Raw genomic sequence first — 17,690 nt, 5'->3', positions numbered from 1 at the left:
TTCCTTTTCCTTGTAAGCGGTAAGCGCGCGATCGCGCAGGGTCATTCTGGCGAGGTTGAGCGTAAAAAAAATGATACAAATCATCCCGTAAGGTTGAGCCAGGACGAAAAACGCAGAAGTGTGACCGATGACAGCGACGGGGTTGTTTCAGCCTGAAAGTGATCGACTTAACACTGTGGTGTAAATCTCTGGTTTGACCACGCATTATTGCGTTTCAAAGTTGTTAAATTTTACGCGTTGTTCTAGAAACAAAATGTAACATCTCACTGTTCCACAACAACGGACAACAACTATGAACAACTCAGGGAAATACCTTACATGGGCACTGCTTTCCGTTGTGGGAGCTTTTGCCCTGGGCTATATCGCCCTCAACCGGGGGGAACAGATCAATGCGCTCTGGATTGTCGTTGCCTCCGTCTGCATTTATCTGATCGCATATCGTTTTTATGGTCGCTATATCGCCAAAACGGTGTTGGCGGTTGACGGCACGCGCATGACGCCCGCCGTTCGTCATAACGACGGGCTGGACTACGTTCCGACCGATAAGAAAGTGCTGTTCGGTCACCACTTTGCGGCGATTGCCGGGGCAGGCCCGCTGGTGGGGCCGGTGCTGGCGGCGCAGATGGGCTATCTGCCGGGGATGATCTGGATCCTTGCCGGCGTGGTGCTGGCGGGGGCCGTACAGGACTTTATGGTGCTGTTCGTCTCCACCCGTCGCGACGGCCGTTCGCTTGGCGAGCTGGTGAAAGAGGAGATGGGCGCGACGGCCGGGGTGATTGCGCTGGTGGCGACCTTTATGATCATGGTGATCATCCTTGCGGTGCTGGCGATGATTGTGGTGAAAGCGCTGACCCACAGTCCGTGGGGGACTTACACCGTCGCGTTCACCATTCCGCTGGCCATTTTTATGGGGATCTACATTCGCTACCTGCGTCCGGGACGCATTGGTGAGGTGTCGGTGATTGGTCTGGTGCTGCTGGTGTTCGCCATTATCTCCGGCGGCTGGGTGGCAGAGAGCCCAACCTGGGCACCGTTCTTCGACTTTACCGGCGTACAGCTAACCTGGATGCTGGTGGGGTACGGGTTTGTGGCGGCAGTGCTGCCGGTATGGCTGCTGCTGGCCCCGCGTGATTACCTTTCCACGTTCCTGAAAATTGGCACCATCGTCGGGCTGGCTATTGGTATTTTGATCATGCGCCCGACGCTGACCATGCCAGCGTTAACCAAATTCGTTGACGGTACGGGCCCGGTCTGGACCGGTAACCTGTTCCCGTTCCTGTTTATCACCATCGCCTGTGGTGCGGTGTCTGGCTTCCACGCGCTGATTGCCTCCGGGACCACGCCGAAGATGCTGGCGAATGAAAATCAGGCCTGCCTGATTGGCTACGGCGGCATGCTGATGGAGTCCTTCGTGGCGATCATGGCGCTGGTCTCTGCCTGCATTATCGACCCGGGCGTCTACTTCGCGATGAACAGCCCGATGGCGGTTCTGGCTCCGGCGGGCACCGCCGACGTGGTGGCGTCCGCAGCACAGGTGGTAAGCGGCTGGGGCTTTGCCATTACCCCGGATACGTTGACGAGTATCGCCAGTGAAGTGGGCGAGCAGTCGATTATCTCCCGCGCGGGTGGCGCACCTACGCTGGCGGTGGGCATGGCCTACATACTTCACGGTGCGCTGGGCGGGCTGATGGATGTCTCGTTCTGGTATCACTTCGCCATTCTCTTTGAAGCGCTGTTTATTCTGACGGCGGTGGATGCGGGGACGCGTGCGGCGCGCTTTATGCTGCAGGATCTGCTGGGTGTGATCTCCCCGAATCTGAAGCGTACCGATTCGCTCCCGGCGAACCTGCTGGCAACGGCCTTGTGCGTGCTGGCGTGGGGGTACTTCCTGCATCAGGGCGTGGTGGATCCGCTTGGCGGTATTAACACGCTGTGGCCGCTGTTCGGTATCGCTAACCAGATGCTGGCAGGGATGGCGCTGATGCTGTGTGCGGTGGTGCTGTTCAAGATGAAGCGCCAGCGTTATGCCTGGGTGGCGCTGCTGCCTACCGCCTGGCTGCTGATTTGTACCCTGACGGCGGGCTGGCAGAAAGCCTTCAGCCCGGACAATAAAGTGGGCTTCCTGGCGATTGCCAATAAGTTCCAGGCGATGATCGACAGCGGTAAAATCCCGGCGCAGTATACGGAATCACAGCTGTCGCAGCTGGTGTTTAACAACCGTCTGGATGCCGGGCTGACCATCTTCTTTATGGTGGTGGTCGTGGTACTGGCGTTGTATTCTCTGAAGACCGCGCTGGCGGCGCTGAAAGAAGACAAGCCGACAGCGAAAGAGACACCGTATGAACCGATGCCTGAGAACCTGGACGAGATTGTGACCCAGGCGAAAGGGGCGCATTAACCTGTGTGCCGGGTGGCGCTAGCGCTTACCCGGCCTACATTTCTTATCCTCCCTCTCCCTTTGGGAGAGGGCCGGGGTGAGGGAAACAAACGAGAAATGACTTATGTTCGACACCCTTTCCAAAGCAGGTAAATACCTGGGCCAGGCCGCCAAAATGATGATTGGCGTGCCGGACTACGACAACTACGTCGAGCATATGCGCGTCAACCATCCGGACCAGACGCCAATGACCTACGACGAATTTTTCCGCGATCGCCAGGACGCCCGTTACGGCGGCAAGGGCGGGGCGAAGTGCTGTTAACCCTCTTTCGGTAAATAGAGGCTGATCTGTTCCTGTTTACAGCCCTAGATCGCCGCCAGCTTTTCACGGGTGCGCTTTTGCGGACGGGAGTCCAGCGCTTCCAGCTGTGATACGGCAGACTGGCTGATGCCGAGTTTCTCTGCCACCTCCTGCTGGGACATGCCGCGCAGGATGCGCCAGGCGGCCTGCAGGCTGACGTTCTGCCAGGTCATGATGCTGCAAACCTCACCTGGAAGTTCAACGTCATCCAGCTCATCGTGTTCGACTTCAATATCCTCCAGATCGTCGTCGGTTTCGTCGTCGATTTCCGCCATCTGCAGGCACATACGAAAATATTCATCATAGGGAATAACCACGTACTGCGTTTTTCCGTTATCGTCCTTAATTAGCTGAACAGCCATAGGTGGCTTTCTCCTCGTGCAGGTAAGTTGTTGATGTTCTGCGCTTAACGGCCAAAACATAACAATGGTTATCGGGTTCGTCCCGAAGCGTATAGACGATGCGGTAATCGCCAACGCGTAGCCGGTAGTGATCTTCTGTCGCCGATATTTTTTTGATATCGGGCCGGGGAGCCGAGCGGTCATCCAGCTCAACAAGCTTCAACTCAATGCGACGCTGATATCGCTCGTCAATCTTTAAAAATGCCTTCTTTGCCCCATTGGACCAGACAATCTTCATCCGTACCTCCACTGTACGCCCACACAAAGTATAAGGAAATAATAAGACTATTAGATAAATTCCGAATTTCTTATGGGCTACTGTAGAGCGGAGAACAAATGCAAGTAAGAGGCAAAACGCAAACCGTCGAGGCGGTGCGAAAACGCCTCTGCCGGGCGACAGAGGCTTGCAGAAAATGTGCGATCAGGCGTTCAAACCGCCGTCCACATCCAGCCCCGTACCGGAGATCTGTCCGGCGGCCGGGCTGGCGAGGAAGGTGACCGCCGCCGCGATATCTTCCGGTTGCCCGTAATGACCGACGGCAATCATCCGACGCTGGGCTTCTGCCTGTTCGCCGTCCTCCGGATTCATATCGCTGTTGGTTGGGCCGGGATGCACCAGGTTCACGGTAATACCGCGGGGCCCCAGATCCCGCGCCAGACCGCGCGTGAAGGAGTTAAGCGCGGATTTGGTCATGGAGTAGACGGAGATACCCGGCATCGCCACGCGGTTTGCCAGACAGCTACCGATATTGATAATGCGTCCGCCGTCAGACATGTGTACCAGCGCTTCCTGAGTGGCGATCACCACGCCGCGAATGTTGACGTTAATCAGGGCATCGATATCCGCCAGCGTCATGGACTCCAGCGGGCCGCCGCGGGCGATACCGGCGTTATTGACCAGAATGTCCAGCCCGCCGAGGGTGCGCGCCGCATGGGTGACCGCGTCCTGAATAGCCTCTGCACTGGCGCTGTCGGCCTGAACCGCCTCACTGTGCCGCCCCAGCGCGCTTATCTCATCGACCACGGCCTGGGCTTTATCGACGGACTTTTCATACGTGATAACCACATCGGCACCGGCGCGTGCCAGCGACAGCGCGATAGCACGGCCCAATCCCCGGCTGGCACCGGTAACCAGCGCTTTCTTACCTGTTAAATCGATCTGCATGATGACCTCGTTGCGAGAGTGGTGAGAATCATCATTAGGTATAGTCGCTCGGCGCGTTTAACGGCTGAAGGATTCCACTTTCTCGAACGCCGCGCGCAGAACGTCAGGTGTGAGCGCCACGGGCAAATAGTGAATCGACTCCACCGGGCGCAGGGTGTGATTGATGACCTTGTCCAGTTCGTCACGGTTGTTGATATCCACCTCCAGCTCGCGAAGCCGGGTCGGCAGGTTAAAGCGCTGATACGCGGTGACAAGCTGCGCCAGCACGTCGTCCTGACCGAGCAGGGCGCTTTGCACCAGAATGCCGTAGGCCACTTTGGTGCCGTGCAGGTATTTTTCCGTCTGCGGCAGGACGGTTAAGCCGTTATGCACCGCATGTGCCGCCGCCACGCGTGTATAACGTTCGCCGAGCCCACCGACCATGCCGCCACCGGCAATAATGGCATCCACCACATCCCTGAATGCCTGCGTTGCTTCGCCGCGCTGCTGGTCAGCCAGCGCGTCCTTGCTGCGTTCCAGCAGCACGTCGCGGATAGCCAGCGCGCCGTTAATCCCCAGACGTACGGTCAGCGGCAGGTGTTCAGGCTGCGGTGCGAGTACAACCGCTTCATACCACTTCGCCAGGGTATCGCCGATACCAGCCAGCAGGTATTCCGCCGGGGCGTTAAGGATGATTTGCGGCTCCACCAGCACCAGGAAGTTGGCATCGTCGAAAATTTCAAACTGCAGCGCCTGCCCGGCATCGTTGTACCAGACGGAGAGCGGCGTCCATGCCGCACAGGTAGCGGCGATGGTCGGGATACCCACGAACGGAACGCCCAAACGACGCGCCACGGCTTTGACCGTATCCATCACCGCTCCGCCGCCAACGCCAATCACCACGGCCGCCTCGCTGCCGGATTCATTCACCAGATGGGTGACGTCACGCTCGCTGCAGTGGCCTTTGAACAACAGGTGTTTTGCGCCGGGGGCCGCAAAGCTCTCCGGCAGGTAGGGACGTGCGCCTTCAAGCGCGCGTTCGCCGTAGATCCACACCGCGCGGGAAAGCTGCTCCGGGGTGAAGAAGTCATGCAGATGCGCAAGGCTTCCGGGGTGAGAAAAGTAGTTCGCCGGGCCGGGAACGACGCGGATATCGGTGTTGCTCATGGTGTTGTCCTTTTTTAGCAAGCGCTAACCCGATGTTATGTCTGGACATCCGGATGGCTAATAATATTTGGCTTTATCTTATGCCTTTTCTGTCGTTGTCAGTCAACCGGAGCTGTGAAAAATTCAATAAATCAAACTATTAATGAGGATCCTACGCGGATGGTTTCCAGTCGCCTTGAGATGCGCGGTATCAGCCTGGCCTTTTCCGGCTTTCAGGCGCTGTCGCGCGTGGACTTTACCCTGAACGGCGGATCGGTGCATGCATTGACCGGGGCTAACGGCGCGGGGAAATCGACGCTGATGGCGGTGCTGTGCGGAACGCACGATCGCTATGAGGGGGAGATCTGCATTAATAACCAGCCGGTGACGATCCGCGAACCGCTCGATGCCAAACGGCTGGGGATCCACCTTGTGCAGCAGGAAGTGGACGTGGCGCTGGTTCCGGGGCTGAGCATCGCTGAAAACATCATGCTCGACCAGCTGGCGCAGCCGGGACATCGCTACCGCTGGCGTGCTATTCGTCAACAGGCGAAGCAGGCGCTGGCGCAGCTCGACGTTACGCTGGACGTTCGCCGTTCCATCGACAGCTGTTCGTTGGCTGAAAAACAGCAGATCCTGCTGGCGCGGGCGCTGTCGCATCACTGCCGTTTTTTGATCCTCGATGAACCTACCGCACCGCTGGATGCCCACGACAGTGAACGCCTGTTCGCGGTGGTGCGGCGTTTAAAGCAGCAGGGCATTGGCGTGGTGTTTATCTCGCACCGCATTCATGAACTGAAAGCCATCTGTGACACCTTAACGGTGCTGCGTGATGGCAAGCTGATTGAGACCGGCCCGATGGCGGATCTCAGCGGCGAAGCGATCGTCGAGAAGATGCTCGGCCACGAACTGAGCGATATCTACCCGCCAGCCCGTCCTGTGCATAGCGACGAGATGCTGCTGCGGGTGGAGGGGCTGCACGACGACGCGTTGCTGAAAGATATCTCCCTGCATCTGCGTAAAGGCGAAATCCTTGGCATTGCCGGTCTGGCGGGCGCAGGTAAAACCGAACTCTGCAAGGCGCTGTTTGGTGCCAGCAAAAGCCGGGTGGAGCGTGGCGAGCTCAATCATCAGCCCTGGAAACCGCGCGATCCGGCCGATTCTGTGCTGCGGGGGCTGGCGCTGGTACCGGAGGAGCGGCGAAAGGAGGGGATTTTCATCGACGAGCCGGTGAGCATGAACCTGGCCGTGACGGCAGATACCAGCTTTTCGCGCTGGAGTCTCTTTGGCCATCGTCAGGCGTGGCGCTGGGCGGAAGAGGTGATTGCCCGCGTTGGCGTGCGAACACGCGGGCCGGGGCAGGTTTTACGTCGGCTTTCTGGCGGTAACCAGCAGAAGGTCGCCATTGGCAAATGGCTGCGCAATGACGCCAGCGTGCTGATATTCGACGAGCCGACCAAGGGCGTTGACGTCAAAGCGAAGACCGATCTGTTTCAACTGATTGACGGCCTGGCGCGCGAGGGCAAAGGGGTGATTTACGCTTCGGGCGAATTCGCCGAACTGGTAGGACTGTGCGACCGCATCTGCGTGCTCTGGGACGGACGCATCGTGGCGGAAATCCCCGGGGCCGAGGCGCGGGAAGAGACACTACTTTATTATTCAACCGGAGGAACGGCGTCGTGAGCAAAGCCCTTTCAGTGACTGCGGCGGCGTCTGGCCGTCAACAGATTTTCGACTTTCTCTACAGGTGGGGCATGTTGCTCACCGTGGTGGCGCTGGTGGTGGTTTTTGGCCTGGCGTCGGACAGCTTCCTCGACCCGAACAACATCATCAACATTCTGCGCTCGATCGCCATCGTGACGGTGATCGCCATCGGCGTATCGATTTCACTCACCGTGGGCGGGTTTGATCTCTCCGTCGGCTCAACGGCGTCGCTGGCGAATGCGCTGGTGATCTCGCTCTTCGTCTGGCACGGCTTCGGCACCACCGAATCGATTGTGATCACCCTTGCGCTCTGTACCCTGGTCGGGCTGTTTAACGCCTTTCTGATCGTCATTCTGCGTATTCCGGACATGCTCGCGACGCTTGCCAGCCTGTTCGTGATACAGGGCGTGGCGATGACCTACAGCTACGGCGGCTCGATTACCGAAAACATGGTGCTGCCGAGCGGTGATATGGCGGAAGGAACCATTCCGGCGGCGTTCAGCCTGCTGGGGCAGGTGCCGACCATCGTCATCATCATGCTGGCGGTGACCCTGCTGGCACAGCTGGGATTGTCACTGACCACCCACGGCCGGCGCATGTACGCCATCGGCGGTAACCCGGAGGCGGCGCGCCTTTCAGGCATTCGCACCACGCGTTACAAGGTCGCGGCCTACGTGCTTGCCTCGCTGCTGGCCGGACTGGGCGGGATTTTGCTGGCCTCGCGCATTGGGTCGTCGCAGGTGAATGCGGGCGGCGGGTATCTGATGGACGCGGTGGCGGCAGCGTGGATCGGCTTTTCGCTGGCCGGTTCCGGCAAGCCGAACGCGCTGGGAACGCTGGTGGGGGCGGTCATTCTGGGCGTGCTGTCGAACGGGCTGGTGATGCTCTCCGTACCGTATTACGCCATGGACATTATAAAAGGGCTGGTGCTTGCCGTGGCGCTGGCGATTACTTACATACAAAAACGCTGACAACACAACGGGATAAAAAATGAAAAAGATTGCACTCTCTTTGGTGGCTCTTGGGTTACTCACCTCTCTGCCGGGCTTTGCGGCCACGCCTGCACCGGTTCCGGCGGCCATTGCCAACCACGACGGCCCCATTCGCATTGCGGTGATCCGCAACCTTGGCTCGGATGACAACACCACGCAGTTTGTCGCCGGGGCGATTCAGGAAGGGAAAAAACTTGGCTTTAAGGTCAGCACCTTTTTAAGCAACGGTGACGACGCAAAATTCCAGGACTTTGTGAATCAGGCGATCAGCCAGAAATATGACGGGATTATTCTCTCTCAGGGGCGTGATCCGTATGCGACCGCGCTGGTGAAGAAGGCGGTGGATGCCGGGATTAAGGTTTCGGTGTTTGATACCGCCGTTAACGGCGAGATCCCAGGTGTGACGGTCACCCAGCAGGACGATGCCTCCCTGACGAATCTCTCCTTCGGCCAGCTGGCGAAAGATTTCAACGGCAAGGCCAATATCGTCAAGCTGTGGGTCGCCGGTTTCCCGCCGATGGAGCGTCGTCAGGCGGCGTATAAGGAACTGCAGAAACAGTACCCGAATATCAAAGAGCTGGAGTCTATTGGCGCGGTGTCGTCGGACGTGCAGGGCGATACCGCCAACAAGGTCGGGGCAATTCTGGCGAAATACCCGAAAGGTAAAATCGACGCTATCTGGGGCACCTGGGACGCCTTCAGCCAGGGGGCGTATAAAGCCCTGAAGGAGAATGGCCGCACTGAAATCAAGCTCTACAGCATCGACATCTCCAACCAGGATTTACAGCTGATGCGCGAGCCGGGAAGCCCGTGGGCAGTGAGCGTGGCGGTGGATCCAAAGCTGATTGGGGCAACTAACGTGCGTCTGATCGCTAACAAGATTGCCGGAGAGCCGACGCCTGCGACCTATGATTTTAAAGCAGCGGCGATCCCGCAGGCGCTGCTGACCGCCCAGCCGGGTGCGGTGAACGTGGCGTCGCTGGGGAAAATCATTCCGGGCTGGGGACAGACCGAAGACTTTATTGCGCCGTGGTTTGCGACGCTGGAAGCTAAGTCAAAATAGTGCCCGATAAGGCGCTGCCGCCACCCGGCGAAAGGAGCTAAAGGTGACAACATTACCCACCCCTGAATACAGCCGCAATATGCGGCTGATTGGCCATAGCGACCAGGGCGGTCGCCCGGACGGCGTGCAGCTGATGGTGCACCGCGGTTATGCGTATATTGGCCATATGGTGTCGCAGGGCTTTTCGATTGTTGACGTGCGCGACCCAAAAAACCCGAAAGCGGCGGGTTATGTACCTGCGCCGCCCGGCACCTGGAATGTGCATTTGCAGGCACACGACGATTTGCTGCTGGTGATTAACGCCCGGGATCTGTTTGCCGATGCCCGCTTCGCCGATGAAAAGGTCTACTACACCCGTCAGGTGGGGGAGACCGTCAGCGACGTGCAGGACAAAGGCTGGAGCGCCGGGCTGCGCGTATTTGATATCTCCACGCCGGACAGGCCGCGTGAAATCGGCTTTCTGTCGTTAAATGGCATTGGCATTCACCGCATCTGGTACGTTGGCGGTCGCTGGGCCTACGTATCGGCGCTGATCGACGGCTTTACCGACTATATCTTCCTGACCATCGACCTGGCCGATCCGCGTAAGCCCGAAGTGGCAGGGCGCTGGTGGCTGCCGGGGATGAACCAGGCCGCAGGTGAACGGCCAGAGTGGCCGGAAGGCAAACGCTACGCGCTGCATCATGCCATTATCGCCGGGGATACGGCATACGGCAGCTGGCGTGACGGTGGTTTAACGCTGCTGGATGTGAAAGATCGCACTCAGCCGAAGCTGATTAGCCACCGCAACTGGAGCCCGCCGTTTGGTGGCGGGACGCATACCGCGCTGCCGCTGCCGGACCGCGATCTGCTGGTGGTGCTCGACGAAGCGGTGCTCGACAACCAGGAGGACGGCGAGAAGTTCATCTGGCTGTTTGATATCCGCGAGCCGTCGAACCCGGTAAGTATCTCCACCTTCCCGCAGCCGGATGAAAGAGACTACGTGGCGAAAGGCGCGCATTTCGGCCCGCATAATCTGCACGAGAACCGGCCGGGAAGCTTTGTCAGCTCCACGCTGATCTTCGCCACCTTTCAGAATGCAGGGGTGCGTGCGTATGACATTTCGAATCCCTACCGCCCGGTGGAAACGGGGGCGCTGGTACCTGCTGCACCTGAAAGGATGATGGATACACGCCCGAATCGCCCGCAGGTGATCCAGTCGTGTGATGTTTTTGTGGATGCGCAGGGAATTATTTACAGCACGGATTATAACGGCGGGTTGTCGGTGATTGAATATTTGGGCTGAAGGGGAAAGGGGGGCTGAAATATATTTATAAGGTGAATGCTTATATTTATAGATTCTTAAAATAAACGCGCCGACTTTATCTTTAAGTCCTGATACGTACTATGGCTCTTTTTTTATTCAAGGATGAATTTAATGAGCCTGAAAAAATGTGCAGCCTGGTTGCAAATAGCACTGCAACTCCTTCCGCCGTCGTTATTTTCGCTGGGCGCGACGCCCGTCGCCGCTCAGGATAAGGTAGCCGAGCCGCAAACCACTGAGCGGGTAGTGGCACAAACCGCCGTGCAGGCGGGGTCACTGCTGGAGAGCGGCAGTGGCCGTTCTGTCGCCAGCGCAATTACGTCCCAGGCAACAAATACCGCCACGCAGGAAATTGAGTCCTGGTTAAATCAATTTGGTACCACGCGTCTGAATATCGGTACTGATGAGCATTTTTCCATTCAGGACGCGGAGTTAGATCTGCTTATCCCTTTATACGAGAAAAAAACGTCGCTGGTGTTCACCCAATTGGGTGGCCGTCGTCACGACGACAGAAATATCGTTAATGTCGGGTTTGGCTACCGTGAATTTAATACCGCATGGATGTGGGGCGTGAATACCTTTTACGATCGCCAGGTTTCGGCGAATCAGCATCAGCGCCTTGGTGTTGGAGCCGAGCTAGGCTGGGACTATCTGCGTCTTTCAGCCAACGGCTACTACCGTTTAAGCGACTGGATGTCTTCGTCCCGCTATCGCGATTATGACGAGCGCGTGGCGAACGGCTTTGACCTGCGTGCAACCGGGTATCTTCCCGCCTATCCGCAGCTTGGGGCGAACCTCGTCTACGAACAATACTATGGTCAGCACGTCGGGCTTTTCGGTGACGATGAGGACGATCGTCAGAAAGATCCTTACGCCGTAACCGTTGGACTGAGCTACACGCCCGTTCCGCTGGTTACCCTGGGTGTAAACCAAAAAATGGGTAAGGGCGAGGCATCGGATACGCAGTTTAACCTTGCGGTCAACTGGGCGCCGGGCGTGCCGCTGCGCACGCAGCTTGATGCGGACCAGGTGGGGGCACGCCGTACGCTGCTGGGGTCACGTCAGGAGCTGGTCGATCGTAATAACAATATTGTCCTGGATTACCGTAAGCAGGAGCTGATTTCGCTCGCACTGCCAGAAAACATTGCCGGGAATGAAAATGCCCGCCAGACCGTAACCGCGAAGGTTAAAACGAAATACGGGCTCGAACGCATCGACTGGCAGGGTGACAATTTGATACGTAACGGCGGCAAAATCACACCGGGTGCCGATCCGGCCCAGGTGGTAATTACGCTTCCAGCCTGGAAAAATGGCGGTTCCAACGCGTATACGTTAACCGCAACGGCCTGGGATAAGCACGGTAACGCTTCTGATACCGCGCGGATGACGGTGAACGTAAACGGCATGGACGTGACCACGCTGCAGCCCAGCCTGACGGCGTCTCCGTCCCGCTTACCGGCGGATGGCACCAGTCAGTCGGTATTAACATTGGCGCTAAAAACCGCATCCGGCGAGGCTGCAACCGGGTTATCGGAGCGTCTTGGCGCATCGATCACCCTGAAAAATGCCGTTACAGGCACCGCGGCGCCTGTCGCACCGCAAATAAGCGCGTTTCGCGAAACGAGCAGCGGCGTATACAGCGCAACGCTTATCAGCGGAACCGCGCCTGCCACCCTCACCATTCAGACGTTCATCGACGGCAATATTAAGCTTGCTACCGCCTCTGTGACTGAAGAGGCGGTGTCCGAGGTTGTGGAACTTGCATCACTCAGTCCGTCGACCGTAAGCGCACCGGCAGACGGCGTAACGCCAATTGTCGTAGTGGCAAGCGTTGTCGATCGGTCCGGCAATCCCGTTTCGGGGCAAGAGGTGAAATGGACAGCGGATAACGCTGCGGTTCAGCTGTCTGCTGAACGCACCCTCACCAATGAACAAGGGCAGGCCAGCATTCAGCTCATTAGCCGTGACGTGGTTTCGACGACAGTGAGTGCGCAACTGGCGGACGGTAACCCGCTCTCTACCCCGACGCTAAAATTTGTTGCGGACAGCGCCAGCGCACAGGTGAGATCGGTCAATGTCGATAAAACCCGCATTGTTGCCAATAACAGCGACAGCGTAACGTATACCGCGCAGGTCGCAGATAACAGCAATCATCCGCTTGAAGGCGTGACGGTTAACTGGACGGTGAAGCGGGAAGATGGCACGACCGCAGGAAGCAAAACCTCGGTTACCGACGCTGCCGGAAACGCCACGTTGTCGCTGTCGTCAGCAAAAACGGGCGTTGCCTGGGTTTATGCTGATGTAAATCAGCAGAATGCGGTGAAAGCGGAAGCCGTAACGTTTGTCGCAGACACCAGCACGCAGCGTATCGCCGCCGTGGTGGCCGATAAGCAACAGGCCGTGGCCAACGGCAGCGACAGTATTACCTGGACGGCGCAGGTGCGCGATCTGCAGGGTAACGCCATTTCGGGCGTAGAGGTTAACTGGTCGGCAGATAACCCAGACGTTAAGCTCGCCGCCAGCAGTACGCGGACGGATGCGCAGGGCAATGCCTCGCTGGTGGTTACCTCGCTGAAATCAGGCAGCGTTGTCATCACGGCTCAGACCGCTGAAAGCGCACCCGTTCGTGCTGACAGCGCAACCTTCACGGCCGATCTCACGACCGCGAAAATGACGGAGATGGCCGCCGACAGCGTGACGGCGGTGGCCAATGGCACCGACGGTATCACCGTGCGCACTACCGTTGTGGATGCCAATGATAACCCGGTTGACGGAGCGAAGGTTGGCTGGGCGGTGAGCCCTTCCGGCGCGACGTTGTCCGATACGAGCAGCGTGACGAATGCATCGGGTGAGGCGAGCGTGACCTTACGTTCTGAAACCGCGGGGGAATATTCTCTTCAGGCCACGTTCGGCAGTAACACGTTACGCGTGACAAAACTGACCTTCACCGGTGACACCACCACGGCAAAGCTGGCTACCCTCACGGCGGATAAAACGACCGGCATTGTGGCTGACAGCGATACCGTACTGTTAACCGCAACCGTGGTGGACAGCCATCAGAACCCTGTACCAGGCGTTGCCGTTAACTGGAGCAGCAGTAATGCGGCTGATGTGACCCTGACGCCCGTTTCAGCAATGACCAATGCGCAAGGGCAGGCTGAAACGCGCTTCTCATCGCGCAAAGCGGGCAACATGACGGTTACCGCGACGGTGAATGGTAGCGGTCAGACGCTTACTCTCTCCGTGACCGGTAATCCGGCGACAGCGCAATTTACGAGCCTGAGTGCGGATAAAAAAGAGGCGGTGGCTGACGGGAACGCGACCATACGCTGGACCGCCACCGTCGAAGACGCCAACCATAACCCGCTTAGCGGTGTGGATGTGGCGTGGCGTGTAGATAACAGCAGCGTGAAGCTTGCCAGCGCCAGCACAAAAACCAACGAAGCGGGTCAGGCGGTTGTAACGGCGTCAACGACAACGGCCGGAACGGCAACGGTTAGCGCAACAGTTGTCGGTTCAACGGCGGCGATAAACGCGGAGCCGGTAACATTTATTGGCGATGCGACCACCGCCAGGGTTGAGAGCCTCAAGGCCAGTTCTGACCACGCGGTAGTCAACACCGACCGCATTACTTACACCGCAGTGGTGAAAGACGTAAACGGTAATGCCGTCAAAAATGCGACGGTCAACTGGAACACCACGCTTAATACCCTTTCAGCGCAAACCAGTGTGACCAATGGCAGCGGCGTGGCGACCGTGAAGCTGAGTGGCCCGGATACCGGTACGGCAAAGGTGAGTGCAGAGAGTAATAACACCACTAAAACCGATCAAACGGTTGTGTTTATTGCCAGCTATTCAGCCATGTGGAGCGTCACCGGTTCGACAAGCGCATTCAGTACGGGCGCAATATTTGGCTTTCCTTCGCTTGGGTTCGTGGCAACGGGAAGTACGCAGGGACCGACGTCCCTGGTATGGACCGCAGAAGGTTACAGCACGCTTGTCGTGCCGATGAAGGACGAACAAGGCAACACCCAGGACGTGAAGATTCGCGCGCAGCGCAGATCGGATTGCTCCACCCGTCCGTTCAATGTGGCGGTTCTGTGTAGCAGTTGGGAAACCACAGGCTATAGCGCCAGCCTTAAGTATGTTGAGGCCGATAACCCGGATCTCCCGAGCGGGGTTTACCGTGGGGATATCAAGTTTGCCGGTAAAGACTGGCATTCGTCGTGGTCTCTCGATTACACCGTGACCACCACGCTCACCAAAAACTGATGCAAAAACCTCCCGAAAGGGAGGTTTTTTTTAACTGTACTGGCGCACTCTTGCCACCAGCTCTTCCACGCTGTCGATGCGATCGGCAATCACAATCAGCGCTTTACCCAGCGTGATGGCGTGGCGCAGACATTCGTGGCGCATCGCGTCGTCCTGAATGGTATCGATGTCCGCGACGTGAGACAGCCCCACACTGCGGCGGATCAGCTCCGTTCCGCAGAAACCAATGGTATCTCTCCAGACCTTTTTCAAAAATTCAGAGGCATAGCCCGGCGCACTCAGCGCGGCATCCCGGGTTTTCTCGTGCGCCAGCGCCTGGAAGCGCTCCGCAAAGGTATTCCATAACGCCTGAATGTCGATCAGACGCTGTTCCCGGGCGGCCGCGGCATCGCGGATGCCTAAATGCCCCGGCAGGCCACAGAAGTTCAGCAGCAGGTTGCCGATGGCGGTACCCACGTCAAACCCAATCGGGCCAAAGTAACCGAATTCGGCGTCGATTGCTTTCAGGCTGCCCTCGGCCACGAAAATCGATCCGCTGTGGATATCCCCGTGCAATAGCGCTTCGGCTTGGGAGAAGAAGCGATGCTTCAGGGAGGCCACGGCAATTTTCAACTGGGCGTCATCGCGCAGGGCGGCGACATCGTTTTCCAGCTCTGCCGGATAGTTGTTGCGCTCGTGGATCTGGTACGGATCGTTAAAGAACAGATCTTCAGTGATCTCGCACATCTCCGGGTTAATGAACTGGGCAACCTGCGCTTTTTTCTGGTGTGGGTGCAGGTAAAAATCGCTGGTGTGGAACAGCGTGTGCGCCAGGTACTCCCCCAGTTGACGCGCAGCCTGCGGGTAGGCGTTATTCTTAATCAGCTCCCCGCGCCAGATGCGATGGTCGGAGAGATCTTCCATCACCATGATCGCCAGTTCCGGGTCAAAATGATGAATTTTCACGGTATGCTGCGGGCTGTGCTTGTAATGCTCCACCAGCGTTTGCGCCTCAAGACGGGCGCGGTCCAGCGTCAGCGGCCAGGACTCACCGACGCAGCGAACGTATGGCAGCGCCTGTTTTACGATGATGCGGCTCACGCCCTGAGCATCGAAAATTTTGAAGACCAGATTGAGGTTGCCGTCGCCCACTTCCTGCGCCTCTACCAGTGATGATGGATTATCAAGGCCGCCAAACTGCCTGGCATACTCCACGGCGTCCTGGGCGGTAAAGGTACGGTATTGCGACATTGCCTGCTCCTCACTGATTTGCGAATAAAGACATTTAGACGTCTATACATCTGGATTTCATCCTGACACAATGTGCTACAACAACGCAACAGGGAATTAACGACATGCAGACATTACAGACGACCAGCCTGCGGGTGGCGGATAATCAGCTCTTTATTCTCGACCAACAGGCCCTTCCGCAGGAGAAACGCTGGCTTGACGCCTCAACGGTTGAGGCGCTGGTGGGGCATATTCACGCCCTTAGGGTGCGCGGTGCGCCGCTGATTGGTCTCTCTGCAAGTCTGCTGTTGGCGCTGCTGGCGGAAAAGGGGAAAAGCCGCGACGAGCTGGCGCTGGCGCTGGAAACGCTGCGCGCTGCACGCCCGACGGCGGTCAACCTGATGAACAATCTCGACCGCATGAAGCAGGCGCTCTGGCAGGAAGATTTCGTTCCGGCGCTGGTGACGGAAGCTCTGCGACTGATTGACGAAGACAGGCAGCTTTGTGACGCCATTGCGACAGCGGGCAGCGCGCTGGTGACGCCCGGTAGCCGCTTGCTGACCCACTGTAACACTGGCGGTCTGGCGACCGCAGGCGTCGGCACTGCGCTGGGTGTTATTGCTCGCGCACATCAGGAGGGCAACGTCAGCAACGTCTGGGTGGATGAAACCCGTCCGCTGCTGCAGGGCGGCAGGCTGACCGCGTGGGAGCTCGGCGAGCTGGGCGTGCCGTATCAGCTGATTACCGACTCCATGGCCGCCAGCCTGATGGCAAAAGGGGAGGTGGATGCCGTGTGGGTGGGGGCAGATCGTATTGCCGCCAACGGCGATGTGGCGAACAAAATCGGCACCTATTCCCTGGCGGTGCTGGCGAAATTTCACGGCATTCCGTTCTATGTCGCCGCCCCGCAAACCACCCTCGACCCGGCGTGCCCGAACGGTGAGGCAATCCCGATTGAGCAGCGCGCGGCCAGTGAAGTAACGGGCGTGGCGGGAAGCTTCGGCGCGGTACAGTGGGCACCGGAAAATGCGCAGGTTTACAACCCTGCGTTTGACGTCACCCCAGCCTCGCTGATTAGCGGCTGGGTACTGGATACGGGCGTGGTCACGCCGGAAGCGGTAGCAAAGGGGAAATTCGCCTGAGTCCGGCTATCCTTGTAAGGGGTTCCCCTGAGAGGACAACATCGTGACGCTCGATCCCGAAACAGACTTAAAACTGGAACGCGTGGTGGATGCACCGCGCGACCTGCTGTGGCTTTGCTGGACGACGCCAGAGCACATCAAAAACTTCTTTATTCCTGCCCCCCATAAAGTGACCGAATGCGACCTCGACCTGCGCGTGGGTGGACGGTTCAATACCGTTTTCGACGTGGACGGGCAAAAAATGGACAATAAAGGTGTTTTCCTGGAAATCGATCCCGGTAAAAAACTGGTCTTTACCGACGGCTATACCGAAGGGTGGAAACCAGCCGAAAAGCCGTTTATGACGGCGATTTTGTTGCTGGAAGATCTTGGGGAGGGCAAAACCCGCTATACGGCGATTGCGCGCCATCCCACGAAAGAAATCCGTGAGCAGCATGAACAGATGGGCTTCCATGAAGGCTGGAGGATCGTGCTGGATCAGCTGGTGGGGTATGTGAAGGGATTGAAGCATTGAAAATAGAGCGGCCTGATGCCCTCACCCCAGCCCTCTCCCACAGGGAGAGGGAGCAATGCTTT

Annotated in this window: 14 protein-coding genes; 9 read left to right on the top strand and 5 right to left on the bottom strand. The window is 57.9% G+C overall.

Translation table 11 applies throughout. The annotated features are described in order from the left end of the window. The first annotated feature begins 292 nt into the window (after nucleotides 1-292). Both cstA and ACOTX3_RS06930 read left to right on the top strand, forming a co-directional pair. Nucleotides 293-2,398 carry a pyruvate/proton symporter CstA gene (gene cstA, locus ACOTX3_RS06935; RefSeq protein WP_029882113.1) on the top strand — a complete coding sequence of 702 codons (2,106 nt, stop codon included), beginning with the start codon at nucleotides 293-295 and terminating at the stop codon, nucleotides 2,396-2,398. A gap of 103 nt (nucleotides 2,399-2,501) precedes the next feature. Further along, nucleotides 2,502-2,699 carry a YbdD/YjiX family protein gene (locus ACOTX3_RS06930; protein ID WP_013097627.1) on the top strand — a complete coding sequence of 66 codons (198 nt, stop codon included), beginning with the start codon at nucleotides 2,502-2,504 and terminating at the stop codon, nucleotides 2,697-2,699. Between the two features lie 44 nt (nucleotides 2,700-2,743). On the opposite strand, the gene ACOTX3_RS06925 is transcribed toward ACOTX3_RS06930, so the two are convergent. The 4 genes from ACOTX3_RS06925 to ACOTX3_RS06910 all read right to left on the bottom strand — a co-directional run bounded on the left by ACOTX3_RS06925 (nucleotide 2,744) and on the right by ACOTX3_RS06910 (nucleotide 5,450). After that, complete coding sequence (locus tag ACOTX3_RS06925) at nucleotides 2,744-3,100, bottom strand: helix-turn-helix domain-containing protein (RefSeq protein ID WP_058678355.1); 357 nt, start codon at nucleotides 3,098-3,100, stop codon at nucleotides 2,744-2,746. Continuing rightward, the gene (locus ACOTX3_RS06920; protein WP_029882114.1) at nucleotides 3,081-3,377 is read right to left on the bottom strand and encodes a type II toxin-antitoxin system RelE family toxin; all 297 of its coding nucleotides are present in this window, start codon (nucleotides 3,375-3,377) and stop codon (nucleotides 3,081-3,083) included. The genes ACOTX3_RS06925 and ACOTX3_RS06920 overlap by 20 nt, the downstream gene beginning before the upstream one ends. A 183-nt stretch (nucleotides 3,378-3,560) precedes the next feature. Then, complete coding sequence (locus ACOTX3_RS06915; protein ID WP_029882115.1) at nucleotides 3,561-4,304, bottom strand: SDR family NAD(P)-dependent oxidoreductase; 744 nt, start codon at nucleotides 4,302-4,304, stop codon at nucleotides 3,561-3,563. Between the two features lie 57 nt (nucleotides 4,305-4,361). Further along, nucleotides 4,362-5,450 (bottom strand): oxidoreductase, encoded by a 1,089-nt coding sequence (locus ACOTX3_RS06910; RefSeq protein WP_058678357.1) that lies wholly within the window; start codon nucleotides 5,448-5,450, stop codon nucleotides 4,362-4,364. Nucleotides 5,451-5,609: 159 nt separating this feature from the next. On the opposite strand from ACOTX3_RS06910, the gene ACOTX3_RS06905 reads away from it, so the two are divergent. The 5 genes from ACOTX3_RS06905 to ACOTX3_RS06885 all read left to right on the top strand — a co-directional run bounded on the left by ACOTX3_RS06905 (nucleotide 5,610) and on the right by ACOTX3_RS06885 (nucleotide 14,763). Next, complete coding sequence (locus ACOTX3_RS06905; protein ID WP_058678359.1) at nucleotides 5,610-7,112, top strand: sugar ABC transporter ATP-binding protein; 1,503 nt, start codon at nucleotides 5,610-5,612, stop codon at nucleotides 7,110-7,112. Continuing rightward, the gene (locus ACOTX3_RS06900) at nucleotides 7,109-8,104 is read left to right on the top strand and encodes an ABC transporter permease (protein ID WP_013097621.1); all 996 of its coding nucleotides are present in this window, start codon (nucleotides 7,109-7,111) and stop codon (nucleotides 8,102-8,104) included. The genes ACOTX3_RS06905 and ACOTX3_RS06900 overlap by 4 nt, the downstream gene beginning before the upstream one ends. A 19-nt stretch (nucleotides 8,105-8,123) precedes the next feature. Beyond that, nucleotides 8,124-9,188 carry a sugar ABC transporter substrate-binding protein gene (locus ACOTX3_RS06895; RefSeq protein ID WP_029882119.1) on the top strand — a complete coding sequence of 355 codons (1,065 nt, stop codon included), beginning with the start codon at nucleotides 8,124-8,126 and terminating at the stop codon, nucleotides 9,186-9,188. Between the two features lie 43 nt (nucleotides 9,189-9,231). Beyond that, nucleotides 9,232-10,473 (top strand): LVIVD repeat-containing protein, encoded by a 1,242-nt coding sequence (locus tag ACOTX3_RS06890; RefSeq protein ID WP_028028043.1) that lies wholly within the window; start codon nucleotides 9,232-9,234, stop codon nucleotides 10,471-10,473. A 132-nt stretch (nucleotides 10,474-10,605) separates the two neighbouring features. Next, a complete protein-coding gene (locus tag ACOTX3_RS06885) occupies nucleotides 10,606-14,763 on the top strand; it encodes an Ig-like domain-containing protein (protein ID WP_058678362.1) in 4,158 nt (1,385 codons plus the stop codon). 30 nt (nucleotides 14,764-14,793) lie between these two features. On the opposite strand, the gene mtnK is transcribed toward ACOTX3_RS06885, so the two are convergent. Continuing rightward, complete coding sequence (gene mtnK, locus ACOTX3_RS06880; RefSeq protein ID WP_058678364.1) at nucleotides 14,794-15,993, bottom strand: S-methyl-5-thioribose kinase; 1,200 nt, start codon at nucleotides 15,991-15,993, stop codon at nucleotides 14,794-14,796. A 104-nt stretch (nucleotides 15,994-16,097) separates the two neighbouring features. Between mtnK and mtnA the strand changes: the two genes are divergently transcribed. After that, a complete protein-coding gene (gene mtnA, locus ACOTX3_RS06875) occupies nucleotides 16,098-17,114 on the top strand; it encodes an S-methyl-5-thioribose-1-phosphate isomerase (protein ID WP_058678366.1) in 1,017 nt (338 codons plus the stop codon). Nucleotides 17,115-17,157: 43 nt separating this feature from the next. Continuing rightward, a complete protein-coding gene (locus ACOTX3_RS06870) occupies nucleotides 17,158-17,628 on the top strand; it encodes an SRPBCC family protein (protein WP_058678368.1) in 471 nt (156 codons plus the stop codon). Nucleotides 17,629-17,690: the final 62 nt, after the last annotated feature.

Origin of the sequence: Enterobacter cloacae complex sp. IR5384, assembly GCF_049237265.1 — a bacterium.
Classification (GTDB): domain Bacteria; phylum Pseudomonadota; class Gammaproteobacteria; order Enterobacterales; family Enterobacteriaceae; genus Enterobacter; species Enterobacter cloacae.
This window is presented reverse-complemented; position numbering and strand designations above follow the sequence as displayed.

Bases quoted from the DNA above. Each gene is read 5' to 3' on its own strand.
- ACOTX3_RS06930 (WP_013097627.1), top strand. From the start codon at position 2,502: ATGTTCGACACCCTTTCCAAAGCAGGTAAATACCTGGGCCAGGCCGCC.
- ACOTX3_RS06910 (WP_058678357.1), bottom strand. From the start codon at position 5,450: ATGAGCAACACCGATATCCGCGTCGTTCCCGGCCCGGCGAACTACTTT.
- mtnK (WP_058678364.1), bottom strand. From the start codon at position 15,993: ATGTCGCAATACCGTACCTTTACCGCCCAGGACGCCGTGGAGTATGCC.
- ACOTX3_RS06885 (WP_058678362.1), top strand. From the start codon at position 10,606: ATGAGCCTGAAAAAATGTGCAGCCTGGTTGCAAATAGCACTGCAACTC.
- ACOTX3_RS06915 (WP_029882115.1), bottom strand. From the start codon at position 4,304: ATGCAGATCGATTTAACAGGTAAGAAAGCGCTGGTTACCGGTGCCAGC.
- cstA (WP_029882113.1), top strand. From the start codon at position 293: ATGAACAACTCAGGGAAATACCTTACATGGGCACTGCTTTCCGTTGTG.
- mtnA (WP_058678366.1), top strand. From the start codon at position 16,098: ATGCAGACATTACAGACGACCAGCCTGCGGGTGGCGGATAATCAGCTC.
- ACOTX3_RS06920 (WP_029882114.1), bottom strand. From the start codon at position 3,377: ATGAAGATTGTCTGGTCCAATGGGGCAAAGAAGGCATTTTTAAAGATT.
- ACOTX3_RS06905 (WP_058678359.1), top strand. From the start codon at position 5,610: ATGGTTTCCAGTCGCCTTGAGATGCGCGGTATCAGCCTGGCCTTTTCC.
- ACOTX3_RS06925 (WP_058678355.1), bottom strand. From the start codon at position 3,100: ATGGCTGTTCAGCTAATTAAGGACGATAACGGAAAAACGCAGTACGTG.
- ACOTX3_RS06895 (WP_029882119.1), top strand. From the start codon at position 8,124: ATGAAAAAGATTGCACTCTCTTTGGTGGCTCTTGGGTTACTCACCTCT.